This is a genomic window from Variovorax sp. LjRoot130, assembly GCF_964253755.1.
Classification (GTDB): Bacteria; Pseudomonadota; Gammaproteobacteria; order Burkholderiales; family Burkholderiaceae_C; genus Variovorax.
Map to the genome: position 1 here is coordinate 5,375,615 of NZ_CAXURM020000001.1, position 13,809 is coordinate 5,389,423.

The 13,809-nt window shown below is 62.4% G+C and carries 12 protein-coding genes; 7 read left to right on the top strand and 5 right to left on the bottom strand.

The window, feature by feature from the left end; genetic code table 11:
- Positions 1-4: 4 nt before the first annotated feature.
- Positions 5-1,393: a 2-oxoadipate dioxygenase/decarboxylase HglS gene (gene hglS / locus ACSQ86_RS26650; RefSeq protein WP_436309936.1), complete on the bottom strand. Its 1,389-nt coding sequence runs from the start codon at positions 1,391-1,393 to the stop codon at positions 5-7.
- A 163-nt stretch (positions 1,394-1,556) separates the two neighbouring features.
- Between hglS and ACSQ86_RS26655 the strand changes: the two genes are divergently transcribed.
- Positions 1,557-2,504, top strand: a complete 948-nt coding sequence (locus ACSQ86_RS26655) for a LysR family transcriptional regulator (protein ID WP_436306364.1) — start codon at positions 1,557-1,559, stop codon at positions 2,502-2,504.
- On the opposite strand, the gene ACSQ86_RS26660 is transcribed toward ACSQ86_RS26655, so the two are convergent.
- The 4 genes from ACSQ86_RS26660 to ACSQ86_RS26675 all read right to left on the bottom strand — a co-directional run bounded on the left by ACSQ86_RS26660 (position 2,472) and on the right by ACSQ86_RS26675 (position 5,367).
- Entirely contained in the window at positions 2,472-2,846 is a 375-nt protein-coding gene (locus ACSQ86_RS26660; protein ID WP_436309937.1) for a GFA family protein, read from the bottom strand. The two genes, ACSQ86_RS26655 and ACSQ86_RS26660, sit on opposite strands and share 33 nt — an antisense overlap.
- Complete coding sequence (locus ACSQ86_RS26665; protein WP_436305770.1) at positions 2,843-3,631, bottom strand: amino acid ABC transporter ATP-binding protein; 789 nt, start codon at positions 3,629-3,631, stop codon at positions 2,843-2,845. The genes ACSQ86_RS26660 and ACSQ86_RS26665 overlap by 4 nt, the downstream gene beginning before the upstream one ends.
- A gap of 1 nt (position 3,632) precedes the next feature.
- Positions 3,633-4,340 (bottom strand): amino acid ABC transporter permease, encoded by a 708-nt coding sequence (locus ACSQ86_RS26670; protein WP_244503918.1) that lies wholly within the window; start codon positions 4,338-4,340, stop codon positions 3,633-3,635.
- A gap of 106 nt (positions 4,341-4,446) precedes the next feature.
- A complete protein-coding gene (locus tag ACSQ86_RS26675) occupies positions 4,447-5,367 on the bottom strand; it encodes a transporter substrate-binding domain-containing protein (RefSeq protein WP_436305771.1) in 921 nt (306 codons plus the stop codon).
- A 445-nt stretch (positions 5,368-5,812) separates the two neighbouring features.
- Between ACSQ86_RS26675 and ACSQ86_RS26680 the strand changes: the two genes are divergently transcribed.
- From ACSQ86_RS26680 to ACSQ86_RS26705, 6 genes are all read left to right on the top strand, one after another.
- A complete protein-coding gene (locus ACSQ86_RS26680) occupies positions 5,813-6,949 on the top strand; it encodes a saccharopine dehydrogenase family protein (RefSeq protein ID WP_436305772.1) in 1,137 nt (378 codons plus the stop codon).
- 72 nt (positions 6,950-7,021) lie between these two features.
- Positions 7,022-8,773: a thiamine pyrophosphate-binding protein gene (locus ACSQ86_RS26685; protein ID WP_436305773.1), complete on the top strand. Its 1,752-nt coding sequence runs from the start codon at positions 7,022-7,024 to the stop codon at positions 8,771-8,773.
- Positions 8,774-8,827: 54 nt separating this feature from the next.
- Positions 8,828-10,333 (top strand): L-piperidine-6-carboxylate dehydrogenase, encoded by a 1,506-nt coding sequence (amaB, locus tag ACSQ86_RS26690; RefSeq protein WP_436309938.1) that lies wholly within the window; start codon positions 8,828-8,830, stop codon positions 10,331-10,333.
- Between the two features lie 63 nt (positions 10,334-10,396).
- Positions 10,397-11,227, top strand: a complete 831-nt coding sequence (locus ACSQ86_RS26695; protein WP_436305776.1) for a transporter substrate-binding domain-containing protein — start codon at positions 10,397-10,399, stop codon at positions 11,225-11,227.
- Between the two features lie 68 nt (positions 11,228-11,295).
- Complete coding sequence (locus ACSQ86_RS26700; protein ID WP_436305777.1) at positions 11,296-12,411, top strand: enolase C-terminal domain-like protein; 1,116 nt, start codon at positions 11,296-11,298, stop codon at positions 12,409-12,411.
- A gap of 140 nt (positions 12,412-12,551) precedes the next feature.
- On the top strand, positions 12,552-13,808 hold the full coding sequence (locus tag ACSQ86_RS26705; protein ID WP_436305778.1) for an NAD(P)/FAD-dependent oxidoreductase: 1,257 nt from the start codon (positions 12,552-12,554) through the stop codon (positions 13,806-13,808).
- The last annotated feature ends 1 nt before the right edge of the window (position 13,809 follow it).

Here is a 13,809-nt window from a genome sequence, read left to right on the forward strand (position 1 = left end):
GCGTTCAGTTCGACGCCATGACCGGTACGTTGGCCAGTTCGCGCCTGCACTCTTCGAGTGAGGCTGCTTGCGCGGCCTCGTACAAGGCGAACTCGTTCATGACGCTCGTGCCCAACGCGGTTTCGAAAGCTTCCCGGTTGCCGCCGGCGACGTAGTGCGCGGCTCCTTCCGATCCCAGGTTCGAGCGGAAGATGCCTGCGGCGCTGACAGGGAGGAAGTCTTCATACACAAGCGGCTCCGCACGCACCAGGCTCTGGTCCAGAAGCTCGTCGACGCTCGCGTTCGCCGATACCGGCCTCGAACGGACCAGGTTGCGTCGGTCGACCGAATAACGGAAATATGCAAGTCCCGCCCGCTGCAGCGCCCGTGCATCATCCGGGAAGGCTTCGAAGACTCGCGCCAGAGCCGATGCCCTCGACCCTGCATCGCGCCCGGCCTCCAAAGAAGCTTTCAATAGATCGTCATAGAGCGCACGCCCTTTGGGCGTGAGCGCGCAACCGCGCTGTTCGATCTCGCCGAACCGGGCCGTGTGGGTGCCGTCAGCGCCTTCGGCTCCCTGGAAGCGGATCGGCTCTTCCAGGGCGAGAAAGCTCGTTTGGCGCAACAGGATCGGGCACTTGCGCTTCGGCGGACCTTCGATCGCGTCTTTCGCACGGATGCCCTTCTCCAGCATCGCCGCCTGCGCCTGGTCGATGTCGAGCACGCGGGGGGTCAGATGGTTGATATGCGGCCCCTTGAAACACACCACATCGGCGATGAGCGGATGCGACGCTCTCAGCTGCCGATAGGTCTCGATGTCGACGGTCGCCTCGCTGTGCCAGCGAAAGGTCTCGAGCGCCTGCGCGACGAACTCTTGCGTGTCCCGGCCGGACAGGCCGCCATCGCGCTCCGCGCGGTCAATGAGCTCGAGGCAACGCGGCGTGAAGATGCTGCGCCCGACGAGGATCTTCGCGGCACGCTCGCGCAGTGCGGCGTCGCCGATCAAGTCCAGGCGCAAGAGCGACGTGAACACCCGGAAGGGGTTTCGCTTGAGCGAAGAATCTTCGACGGGACGGAAGGCTGTCGCGTGCACCGGAACGCCGGCCACCGAAAGGTCGTAGTAGCCGACCGCTCGCATGCCCATGACGGCGAACAAGCGGCGCATGACCGCGAGTTCCTCGACGGTCCCGAGACGAATCGCGCCGTGACGCTCCACGTCCAGGCGATCGAGCTGGCCGGCCTCACGCAGGCGGTCGGCGAGCTCTTTGCTCTCTTGCAGCACCTCGGCATTGATATCGGCGACGAGATCGAGCAGAGCACCGTACTGAGGCACCTCGGTCTTGTACATGCCGGACAGTGCCCGCGAAAACAATGTACGGATGTCGTCGGGTTCCACAAAAGCGTTCGTCTTCATGGGCGGTTCCTGTGAAGAATTCGGAGGGGCAACTATCGTCAAAAGGGCGAGCGATTGATAGCGATATGTTGGAACGATTTCATGTCAAAATGGAATCAACTCGCTCGGAAGGCGCGCACGCTGTATATGGGGCAGCCCTTCAACCTATTGCGCATTGATCATCATGTTCAGACGAGAATTTCTTCCCTCCATGGGGCAGCTCATGGCGTTCGAAAGCGCTGCGCGCCATGCAAGCGTTTCGCGCGCAGCACAGGAACTCCATCTCACGCAAAGTGCGATCTCGCGCCAGATCAAGCAGCTGGAGGATCAGCTCGGCACAGCACTCTTTCATCGCGTGCGTCAGCGCATCGTGCTGACGGATGCGGGCCGCGTCTATGCGGCGGAGCTGCGCGCAGGCCTGGAGACAATGTCGAACGCCACCCAGCGCGTGATGACCATGGGCGGCATCGGCGAGGTTCTCAATCTGGCCGTGCTGCCGACGTTCGGGACGCGATGGCTCATTCCCCGGATGAGGCGCTTCGCTGCGCTGCAGCCTGGCGTCACGGTCAATTTCGCGTCAAGAACGGAACCCTTCGACTTTGCGCGCGAGCCCTTCGACGCGGCCATCCACTTCGGCGTCGACTTCTGGCCGGGCGCCTCCTGCGATTACCTTCTCGGCGAAAGCGTCGTCCCTGTTTGCAGTCCTGAGTTCAAGCGCCGCAGCGGCATTCACACCCGCGAGGATCTTGCGGGTCAGTGCCTCCTTCACCAATCGTCGCGGCCCATGCAGTGGGCGGAATGGTTCGAGCAGGTCAAGATCGCGGCGCCGCATGCCATGCGCGGCCCGCGCTTCGAGCAATTCGCAATGCTCGCGCAGGCCGCGGCGAATGGACTCGGGGTGGCGCTGGTACCCAAGTTTCTCGTCGAGGAAGAGCTCGCATCCGATCGATTGATCGTCCTGTTCCGTGAGGCGCTGATCACCCAGCGGGCCTACTACGTCGTCGTTCCAGAGACCGGCGCAGAAAATCGCCTTGTGCTGGCATTTCGGGACTGGCTCGTTGGCGAGGCCGCCGCGGCGCGGCCGCGCGGCCAGACGAAATCACGCGAGCCAGCTGCGGCCGTCGTACGCTGAAACCTCGATGGCGCGGCCCGCTGTCGCGACCTCGTCGACGCAATTCAGGTTCACGTTCACCTGTTCAGGCGCCGAGCGCGGGTTGCAGTGCGTGTGGATGCCACAGCGCCGACAGAAGTAGTGATTGGCGCGTAGCGTGCCGAAGCGATACACGGACAGCTCGTCTGCTCCCGACTTCAGAACGAAGCGCTCCGCCGTGACCCGGTGATGCAGTGCAGCCTTGCGCACGCAATAGCTGCAGTTGCAGCGCACACCCTTGGTGAGATCCGAAGAAAAACAGAAGCGGACCGCACCGCAGTGGCATTGTCCAGGGTGCCAGGACAGTCGCGCCTCCACGCTCATGCCAACGCAGCGTTGGCAGACTCCGACGCCTTGAATCGCCCGAGAAAGGCGCGCGTCGATTCCTGCCGCGGGTTGTCGATCACAACGCTCGGCGGGCCGCATTCCGCGACAACGCCGTCGCGCATGAAGATCACCTGATCGGCGACCTCTCGCGCGAAGCCGATCTCGTGCGTCACCAGGATCATCGTCATGCCTTCTTTGGCCAGGGCCTTGATGACGTTCAAGACTTCCCCGACCAGTTCCGGATCCAAGGCCGAAGTGGCTTCATCGAACAGCATGACCGTTGGCTTCATGGCGAGTGCTCGCGCGATCGCGACGCGCTGCTTCTGTCCGCCGGAAAGCTTGTCCGGGTAGTAGTCCGCTCGGTCCAGCAAACCCACCTTGGCCAGCAGCGCGCGCGCCTCGGACTCGGCTTGCGCCTTTGGCGTCTTGAGGACGGTGACCGGGCCTTCCATGACGTTCTGGAGGGCCGTCATGTGCGGAAAGAGATTGAAGTGCTGGAACACCATCCCCGTAGACGCCCTGAACCGCGCGAGCTTTCGCTCGTTGGGCAGCGCCGTGTGCGCGCCGTTGAACTCGATCGTCTGCTCGCCCACCGTGATGCGGCCACCGTTCGGGATCGACAAAAGATTGATGCAGCGCAGAAGTGTCGACTTGCCGGACCCGGACGGCCCGATCATCGCGACCACCTGACCACGCTCGATCGCGAGCGTGATGTCCTTCAGGACCACGTTCTGTCCAAAGGCCTTTTTCAAGTTGGAGATTTCGATCAGGGGACGGGACACTTCACACCTCCTTCGGGCCAGCGCCGAATTCCATGCGTTTGGCCCAGATCGTGATGGGCAGCAGAACCGCGAAGTACGTGATCGCGATGAAGGTGTAGATCTCCAGAGGACGGTAGGTGTCGTGTGCGATCACCTGACCTTGATACAGCAGGTCGGGGACGGCCAGTACGGAGAGCAGCGAAGTATTCTTCAGTTGCATGATGGATTGGTTCATCAGCGGCGGGACCATCTTCTTGAACGCCTGAGGAAGGATGACGCGTCGCAGCAGTTGCAGGCGCGTCATGCCGAGCGCCTTCGCTGCCTCCGTTTGTCCGGCGTCGATCGAGATGATCCCCCCGCGAACGATCTCCGAGTAGAAGGCGCCGCCATAGAGCGTCAGGCAGAGCGTGGCGGCCACCATGGCCGACATCTCGATGCCGGTCAGAACAGGCAAGGCGTAGTAGAACCAGACAAGCTGAACGAGCACGGGCGTGCAGCGGAACACCTCGATGTAAGCGCGCAGTGGCGCGGTCAGCAAGGGACTGCTGGAGAGCCGGCCCAGGCCGGTCACCAAGCCAACCAACAGCCCCAGGATGACGCAGACCACCGTGAAGATCAGCGTGTACATCAGGCCGCTGAGCAACAAGCCCCGGTACTTCCACAACACGGCGAAGTCCCAGTCATACCCTGCTGCCCCGGGGACCGGACCACCGCCGGAGAAGTGCTTCATGGCCGCCCAGATGCCAGCAAGGGCGAAAAGCACCAGGAGCGCTATGCCAAGTTGAGAACGGCTCTTCGGCTCGTTCGAGGTGTCCGCGTAGTCCATGAGAGTCTCCTCAGAACTTGATTTCAGGCGGGAATGCGCTTGCGGGAACGCCTGCGAGCTTCTCCATGTTCTTGAGGATCACGCCGCGGACTTCGCCCTTGCCGCGAACTTCGGACAACCAGGCGTTGACCGCCTTCTGCATGCCCGGATCCGACTCCTTGCGCAGGCCGATGCTCACCGGCGCGGTGTAGACGGGCTGCGGGATGTGCATGGTGCCGATGGAGCCGCGCTTCGCGAGCAACGGCTGCGCCAGCAAGATCACGAGAATCTGGCAATCAGAGCGTCCCGCTTGCAGGGACATCGTGGCGGCGCCCGAGTTTTCCAGGCGCGTGACCTCAGCCTTGGGCAGCACGCGCGTCGCCAGTTGGTCATGACTCGAGCCGACGTCCACGACGATCTTCGTCTCGGGCGTGTTCAGCTGCTCCCAGGTCTTCTGCGGAACGCCCTTCTTGCAAACCACGGTGTAGGTGTTGTCGAAGAGCGTCTCGGAGAAGTTCACAACTTCCTTGCGGGCCGGCGTCGGCGCCATGCCGAACATGGCATCGATCTTGTTGGATTGCAGGTCGAGCACGGCGTTGCCCCAGGTGGTCTCGACGTACTCGACCTTGGCCCCGAGCTTTTGTGCAAGGCTTTCCGCGAAGTCCGGTCCGAAGCCTTCCCACTTGCCACTGCTGATGTCCTTGGCGAAATACGGAACGGCGCCGGCAACCGCACCGACGCGCAGGACCTTGGTTCGTTGCACCCTTGCCAACGAGCTTTCAGGCTCTTGCGCGGAAGCCGAACCGAAAGCGCAGACGGTAGACACGGCCACGAGAGCGCGGAAGAAGTTTCGTTTGGTAAACACGGTATCTCCAAGCAAGAAGCTCGCCATTGAAAAAAAGGAAAGAACGCTTTCCAGCTCGGGATGAAGTCTAGAAGTCAGTGCTGTCACAAACAACGTGGCACATCGTCAATACGACGAAAATCTATCGTCATACCGACAGCGTTCTCGGCGAAACGTATGCTATCTCGCCTTTCCGCGGTTTCTTAGCCGCTGACTGCCGCAACGGGCGCGCAGGCCGACTTCAGACCTAAAGCTCATTAGCCTCGGCGATCTTGCGTTCGGAATGCGTCTGCGATGGACAACTTGAGGCGCGTGGTGCACCAGTTGCAAGCGGCACGAGGATCTCAACCGCGACGCATCCAGCCAATCGGGAAAAACGCGAGTGGGGCGCTGCGTGCTCACACACGCTCAACCTCGCACGCTGGCAACTCGACGAACACCCTCGTCAGTTTGACGAAGCGGCTGGCTCTTTCGACGATCTGCTCTCTACCATCTGTCAAGACTCGCTTCTACATTTTCATTCAACGGGCACACATGCTCACTGGGGAATGAAATGACGAAGCTGCAGATCGACAACGTTCTGGTTCTGGGTGCTGGCAAGGTCGGCAGCACGGTGGCGGACATGATCGCGGAGTACCACCGCTTGCCGGTCACGCTCGCCGATGTGAAGCCGGGTCGCGGTGTTGAGAGCGACACGTTGGTACGCCGAATCGCGCTCGACGTTGAGAGCGCGAAGGATCTGGGTGCGGCGCTCTCGGCCCATTCGGTCGTGATCAACTGCCTGCCCTTCTACCTCGCGCAGCGCGTGGCCACCGAGGCTGCAAGGCGCGGCGTCCACTACTTCGACCTCACCGAGGACGTGGCTGCGACAAAGGCCATCCGAGAGATCTCGAAGGATGCGACTTCGGTCCTCATGCCGCAGAGCGGCCTGGCGCCCGGCGTGATCGGCATGCTCGGAGGCTACCTGGCCAGCCGCTTCGACGAGCTCTACGACCTGCGTCTGCGCGTCGGCGCCCTGACGCGCAACGCAACGAACAGCCTGCGGTACAACTTCACGTGGAGCATCGACGGCGTCATCAACGAGTACTGCAACCCGTGCGATGCCATTGTCAACGGCCAGCTCGTATCGGTGCAACCGATGGAGGGACACGAGACCTTCACGCTCGACGCAGAAGCGTTCGAAGCCTTCAACACGTCGGGCGGCCTGGGTACGTTGTGCGAGACCCTGAAGGGGAAGGTCAGAAACCTCGACTACAAGACCATCCGCTATCCGGGGCACCGCGCGGCGATGGACTTCCTCTTGCACGACCTGCGCCTGATCGAGCGCCGCGACCTGCTGCGCCAGGTGCTCGAGCACGCCGTCCCGCACAGCCGTGAAGACGTCGTGATCCTGTTTGCCTCGGCGTCCGGCCTGCGCGACGGCCGCTTCGAACAGGAGACGCGCGTCGGACGTGTGTTTGGTGCTCCGCTGCGCGGAAAGGACCGCACAGCCATCGAACTCACCACCGCCGCTGGCGTTGTCGGCGTGTTCGAGTTGCTGCAGCAGGGAAAGCTTCCGGCGCGCGGCTTCGTCGGCCAGGAGCAGGCCCCGCTCGAACAGTTCCTCGCGACCAGGGTCGGTCACTACTACAAGGGCCTCGGCGTCTCGTCCGCCGCCAGCGCGGCCACAGGCGAACCCGCGCACGCCTGATCAGTTCTTCGGCGGTGCCGGCATCGGGTCGGCACCGCTGCCCTCTTTCGCAATCCAAAAGTGGAGCTTCCCATGCGTGGTGCAGATGTGCTCGTGCAAATGTTGATCAACTACGGCGTCGACGTTCTCTTCGGCGTCCCCGGGGACACGAACGTTCCCTTCTATGAGGCGCTCCAGCGCCGCACGGGCGATATCGAACACGTGATGGCGCGCGACGAGCGCTCCGCCGGGTACATGGCCGACGCATACGCGCGCCTGACCGACAAGCCGGGCATCTTCGAGTGTCCGTCGGGAGCCGGCGCGATGTACTCGCTTCCTCCGGTTGCCGAGTCGAACGCCTCCTCGGTGCCTGTCATTCTCCTGACGATCGACCTCCCGCTGCCGGGCGAAGGCCGCGGCATGATCACCGAACTCGATTGCGCGAAGCTGTTCGAGCCGGTGACGAAGATGTCGGTGCAGATCAAGTCGGCGGACAAGCTCCCCGAGATCATCCGGCGCGCGTTCCGTGTCGCCTGCTCCGGAACCCCCGGTGCAGTGCACCTGCAGATCCCGGAGGACATGCTGCTCGCCGAGATCGACCCGAACACGATCTCGCTGCACGCCGAGCCCGAGTGCAAGACCTTCCCTGCATTTCCGATGGCGCCGGCTCCTGGAAAGCTGGACGAACTCTTCGGCCTGCTCAAGGCGGCGCGCAAGCCGCTGTTCGTCGCAGGCGGTGGCGTGAACCGTTCGTGCGCCGGAAGCGCTCTCACCGACATCGCGGCCAGGCTCAACGTTCCGGTCGTCAACACGATCACCGGGCAGGGCTCCTTGCCGGACGACCATGTCCTGGCCATCGGCGTCATCGGCGACAACGGCTTCCACCCCCACGCCAACCGCGCCCTGGAAGAGTCCGACCTGGTGATCTTCGTCGGCTCGCGGATGGGCTCCGTGGTCACGGTGGGGTGGACCTTCCCGAAATCGACGCTGAACAAGCGCGTGGTGCAGATCGACATCAATCCCGAGCGTCTCGCGAACAACTACGAGAACCTGCTGTCGATCGCCGGCGATGCGCAGCTCGTTCTGCAGCAGATGTTGAAAGAGACTCCCGTGGACTTCGACACGTCGAAGCACCAGAAGTGGGTCGACCACCTCAACGAGTACCGTTCGAATTTTTGGGAGCATGCCGAGTCGGTGCTGTCCCTGGACGACGTGCCGCTGCGGCCCGAGCGCGTCGTTCGCGAGTTCAACAAGCGCCTGGAGAAGTACGGCAAGGCCGTCCACATTCTTTCGGACGCCGGCACGCCGACCCCCTACATGACCCGCTTCCTGCGGATCGGCGATCGTCGCACTCGTTTCGTGATTCCCCGTGCATTCGGTGGCTTGGGTTCGGCCATCCCGGCGGTGGTCGGCGCCTGGTACGCGGACAAGAACCGGCGGCCGATCGGCATGTTCGGCGACGGCTCCTTCAACATGACCGTAGGCGAACTCGAGACGCTGGTGCGCAAGAAGGTCCCCGCGCTGATGATGCTGTTCAACAATGGCTGCTTCGGCTGGATCAAGGGGCTTCATCGCCTGAAGGGTCACGACGAGTGCTTCGGCGTCGACTTCCTGCCGCCGCGCGGCCAAGCCATTGCGGAGGCCTTCGACATCAAGGCCTGGACCGTCACGACGCCGGACGAGTTGATCGCGGCGCTGGACGAAGCTTTCGAATACGACGGCCCTTGCCTCATGGACATCCGCGTCGAATCGCTCGCCGATCGAGTGCCGCCAGTCTATTCCTGGCTCACCAAGAAGGGGCTCGACCCCCTGGCGCTGCAACCCGAAGACGTCGCCTACCTGTAGACCCGTGGGCGCGCGCAGCCGCACGCCCAGTTGCCAATGAGTCGAGGAAATACCATGAGTGAACTGCTGTCCTTCTTCCAGCGCTGCGGCATCGAACCGGGCGAATACCAAGGCGGCTCGCTTGCCGTGCGCTCTCCCGTTGACGGCGCCGAGCTGGCCCGCCTGCACGAGACGCCAGCGTCGCAGATGAACGAGATCATCTCCAAGTCCAAGGCCGCCTTTCTCAAGTGGCGCACCGTGCCGGCCCCCGTGCGCGGCGAACTGGTGCGCCTGTGGGGCGAGGAGTTGCGCCAGGCGAAGAAAGACATCGGCTACATCGTCTCGATCGAGGTCGGAAAGATCATCGAAGAAGGCCAGGGCGAGGTTCAGGAAGGCGTCGACATCTGCGAGTTCGCGCTGGGCCAATCGCGGCAGCTTTGCGGCAAGACCATCGTGTCCGAGCGTCCTGGCCATCGGATCATGGAGCAATACCATCCGCTGGGCCCGGTCGCGGTCATCACCGCGTTCAACTTTCCGAGCGCGGTGTTTGCGTGGAATGCAGCGCTCGCCCTGGTGTGCGGCGATCCGGTGATCTTCAAGCCGTCGGAAAAGGCACCGCTGTCGGGGCTCGCCACATTCAAGGCGCTCGAGCGCGCCATCGCCCGCTTCGGCAACAAGGCGCCTGAAGGACTGGCCCAGATCGTGATCGGAAAGGCGCCACTGGCCGAAGCCCTGGTCGAAAGCCCATCGATTCCGCTCATTTCGGCGACTGGATCCACGCGGATGGGTCGCGCCGTCGGCCCCAAGGTCGCCAGCCGGTTCGGCAAGCGCATCCTTGAACTCGGCGGCAACAACGCCATGGTCGTCACGCCGGCGGCAGACCTTGACATGGCGCTGCGTGCCATCCTGTTCGGCGCTGTCGGCACCGCGGGGCAGCGCTGCACGTCGCTGCGCCGCCTGATCGTTCATCGCTCCGTCAAGGACGCGCTCCTCCAGAAGCTGTTGAAGGCCTATTCGACACTGCGGATCGGAAATCCCCTGACATCCGGCACCTTGGTCGGCCCGCTGATCGACGAAGACGCCTACAACGCGCTGCAGAAGTCGATCGCGGCCGCCAAGGAGCAAGGCGGCAAGGTGTTGATCGGCGGAGAGCGCACGCTCGAGCAGGAGTTTCCGAAGGGGTTCTACGTGCATCCAGCCATCGTCGAGATGCCAGAGCAAACTGCCATCGTGCGTCACGAGACCTTCGCCCCCCTGCTCTATGTGCTGACCTACGACGACTTCGACAACGCGATCGAAGTGCACAATGATGTGCCGCAGGGCCTGTCATCCTGCATCTTCTCGAACGACATGCGCGAGGTCGAGACCTTCATCTCCGCAGCCGGCTCGGACTGCGGGATGGCCAACGTCAACATCGGGCCGAATGGCGCCGAGATCGGCGGCGCCTTCGGTGGGGAGAAGGAAACCGGCGGCGATCGTGAAAGTGGCTCCGATTCCTGGAAGCAGTACATGCGTCGCACCACCAATACCATCAATTACTCGACCGAACTGCCTTTGGCCCAGGGCATCAGCTTCTTCTGAGCTCAACCGGCGCTGCGCCCCTCTTCCTTCCCTTTCCTCAACGCATCCGAAATGGAGTCGATCATGAAGCGTCGCAATTTTGTTGCTGGTTCGATGTTGGTGGCCTCCGCCGCCCCGTGGACGGCGGCGTTCGCGCAAGCGAACGAATCGACTTGGGAGCGTGTGACGCGCACCAAGGTCATGCGCGTCGGCGCCGTGGATGGCGGACTCCCGTACTACAAGAAGGATCTCGTGAGCGGTGAGTGGCTCGGCTGCATGGCCGACCTTTACCGCGGTCTGGCGAAAAGCATGGATGCAAAGCTCGACATCACACCGACCAGCTGGGGCAACTCCGTGCTCGAACTGCAGTCGCAGAAGATCGATATCTTCTTCGGCCTGAATCCGACGCCCGCACGCCTGGCGGCGATCGACTTCACAGATCCGATCCTCAATATCGCATTCACCGCAGTGTGCAGAAAGGGCTTCACGCCCAAATCCTGGGCAGATCTCGATCAGCCCAACATCAGGATCGTGGTGGACAAGGGCTCTTCGCATGACACCCTCGTCACGCGGCTACTCAAGAGCGCGAACATCACGCGCCTGGAAAGCGCGGTTGATGCGACGCTCGCGTTGCAGGTCGGTCGCGCTGACGCTCAGATCCTTGTCTTGCCGTTGGCCCTGAGCCTGGCCAGCAAGAATCCCGCGGTGGGTCAAGTGGTCATACTGACGCCCGAAGAAAATGCGACCTCTAACGGCGGCGTTCGCAAGGAGGCCGACTCGAGGTGGCTCAAACATGTCAATGGTTGGCTTGCCGCCGAACGCGCAAGCGGCAACATTCGCAAGATCTTCATCTCGAACCTCAAATCTGTCGGGGGCGTCAGCGAAGACAAGATTCCGCCCCAGATCAAGGTCTGACCGTCGGGGCCCATGGTCTCAGCAGAAAACGGACCGCGTTTGACCTTTAAAGATCACGATCACACATCATGAAAATCCAAAACATTGAGGTACACCTGCTCGAATCGCCCATCAAGATGAAGCGTTCGCAAGGTGTCGGAAGCATTGCCGCCTCCATCAAACGCGTGGTGGTCCGTGTTCGAACCGACCAAGGCATCGATGGCATCGGCGAAGGGCAGGCATGGGAGGTTTTTTCGGGAACCAACGAGAACCTGTTCCATGGGATCGCGCAGTACTTGCGGCCCGTGCTCTTGGGCAAGGATCCACGCGATATCCCACTGCGCATGATGGAGTGCGACCGCGCGCTGGTCGGTAGCCCAGAAGCGAAGGCGGCCGTGGAAATGGCGCTGTTCGACATTTGCGGCAAGGCGGCTAGCGTGCCCCTGTACGCGTTGATCGGCGGCAAGGTAAGGGACAAGATTCCCTTTTCCTTCTCCATCGCCAATCCAGACATCGACGCCGACATCGAGCTGGCAAAACAGATGCTGTCCGATGGACATCACATTTTCAAGATAAAGACTGGCTTCGCATCGCATGCCGAAGACATGCGCAGGCTCTCGCTACTTAGAGAACATCTTGGCTTCGAATTCGATCTCCGGATCGACTACAACCAGGGTCTTCAGCCCTACAACGCGCTTCAGCAGCTGCGCGATGTCGAACAGTTTAAGCCCACTTTTATCGAGCAACCGGTGCCGCGAGATGCCATCGCGGCGATGACGCAGATCGCGGCGGCATTGGACACGCCTGTCATGGCCGACGAAAGCGTATTCTCGCCGGCCGAGGCGCTTCGCACTATCGTGGAGCGCGCCGCCGACATCATCAGCATCAAGCTCATGAAAGCCGGCGGAATTGGCAAGGCCATGAAGGTGAATGCGGTGGCCGAAGCTGCAGGTCTTCCATGCTACGGCGGCACGCTATGGGAGGGCGGCGTCGCGCTCGCTGCGGCTTCTCATTTCATTGCCGCGAGCTCCAACGTGTCTTTGGGCTGCGAGTTCTACATGCCCAAGTATGTCTTCCAGGAGGACATTCTTGTGCAGATGACACCGGCCGAAGCAGGGCACGTGCATGTGCCGAGCGGCCCGGGAATCGGCGTCGAGATCGATTGGAAGATCGTAGAAAAGCAACGCATCGCGCTCGCCGCGTAAATGTGGATATCAGCGCACGCAGCGAGATCGCGCCATCCGGCGCCATGGACCGGCTGCCGCTGGCGCAGGCCATCACGGTCGATTGATCCGACTGCGCCCTGCGCCGCCGGCATGCAAACTCGGATGGATCTGTTCACCCGATGAAAAACACCGTTGCCATTCTGGGCGCCGGCATCGTTGGCGTGTCATGCGCGCTCGAGCTGCAACGGCGGGGCCACGACGTGACGATCTTCGATCGCGTGGCGCCAGGTCGCGAGACCTCGTACGGAAACGCCGGCGTCATCGCACGCAGCTCGCTGATGCCCTTCAACAATCCCGGGCTGTGGGCATCTCTTCCAAAGCTGTTGAAGAACAATTCGGCGCAGTTCCGCTACGACCCACTGTTCCTGGCAAGGAACCTGCCTTGGGCGCTGGGCTTTCTTTCCAGCGCGCGCTCGAGTGTCTTCAACGAGACCACCGCCGCGCTCGACGCATTGATCCAGCTCTCGACCAAGGAGCACCAACGCTTGCTCGCCGAGGCGGGAGCCGCACACCGATTGCGCGCCAATGGCTGGCTTTTTCTCTATCGAAGCGAACAGGGCTTCGACGGCAGCCGGCTGTCTCGCGACACCTTCGACAAGTTCAGCATCTCGACACAAGCGCTCGATGCGCAAGAGCTTTCGGACCTCGAGCCTGATCTGAAGCATCTTTTTCCCCGTGCACTCTGGATCAAGGACACGTCCTCTGTCGACAGTCCCGGCCGAGTGGTGGAAGCGTACGCGAAGCTTTTCGTCTCACGAGGAGGACGGATCAAGCAGGCACTCGTCGGCGGACTTCGCCGGGCGGCTGCAAATGACGCGTGGCAGATCGTCGAGGAGGACGGCAGAGCCCATGAGGTCTCTCGGGTCGTGCTCGCCCTAGGACCATGGACCAAGGAATTTGCCAGGAAGTCGCTCGGCATATCGGTGCCGATGGCGTTCGAGCGTGGCTATCACATGCACTATGGCGCCGCCGGCGGCGCCACGCTCGGTCGCCCGATCTACGACACCGGAGGCGGGTATGTGCTTTCACCCATGGAGCAAGGCTTGCGCTTGTCCACCGGTGTGCAACTCACCGCGCGCGATGCGCCGAAAAACCTGATCCAGCTCGAACTCGCAGAACGATCGGCACGGGAAGCTTTTCCCTTGGACGGACGGCTCGAAACAGACCCTTGGCTCGGGAGCAGACCCACGCTTCCGGACAGTCGGCCGATGATCGGTGAATGCCCTCGACATCCCGGCCTGTGGCTCGCGTTCGGCCATCAGCACATCGGCTTCAGCACCGGCCCCGGCACCGCCTCCTTGCTGGCGTCCATGATGGTCGGCGAAGCTTGCGCCTTCGACCCGGCGCCATTCCGGCCTTCTCGTTTCATTCACTGAG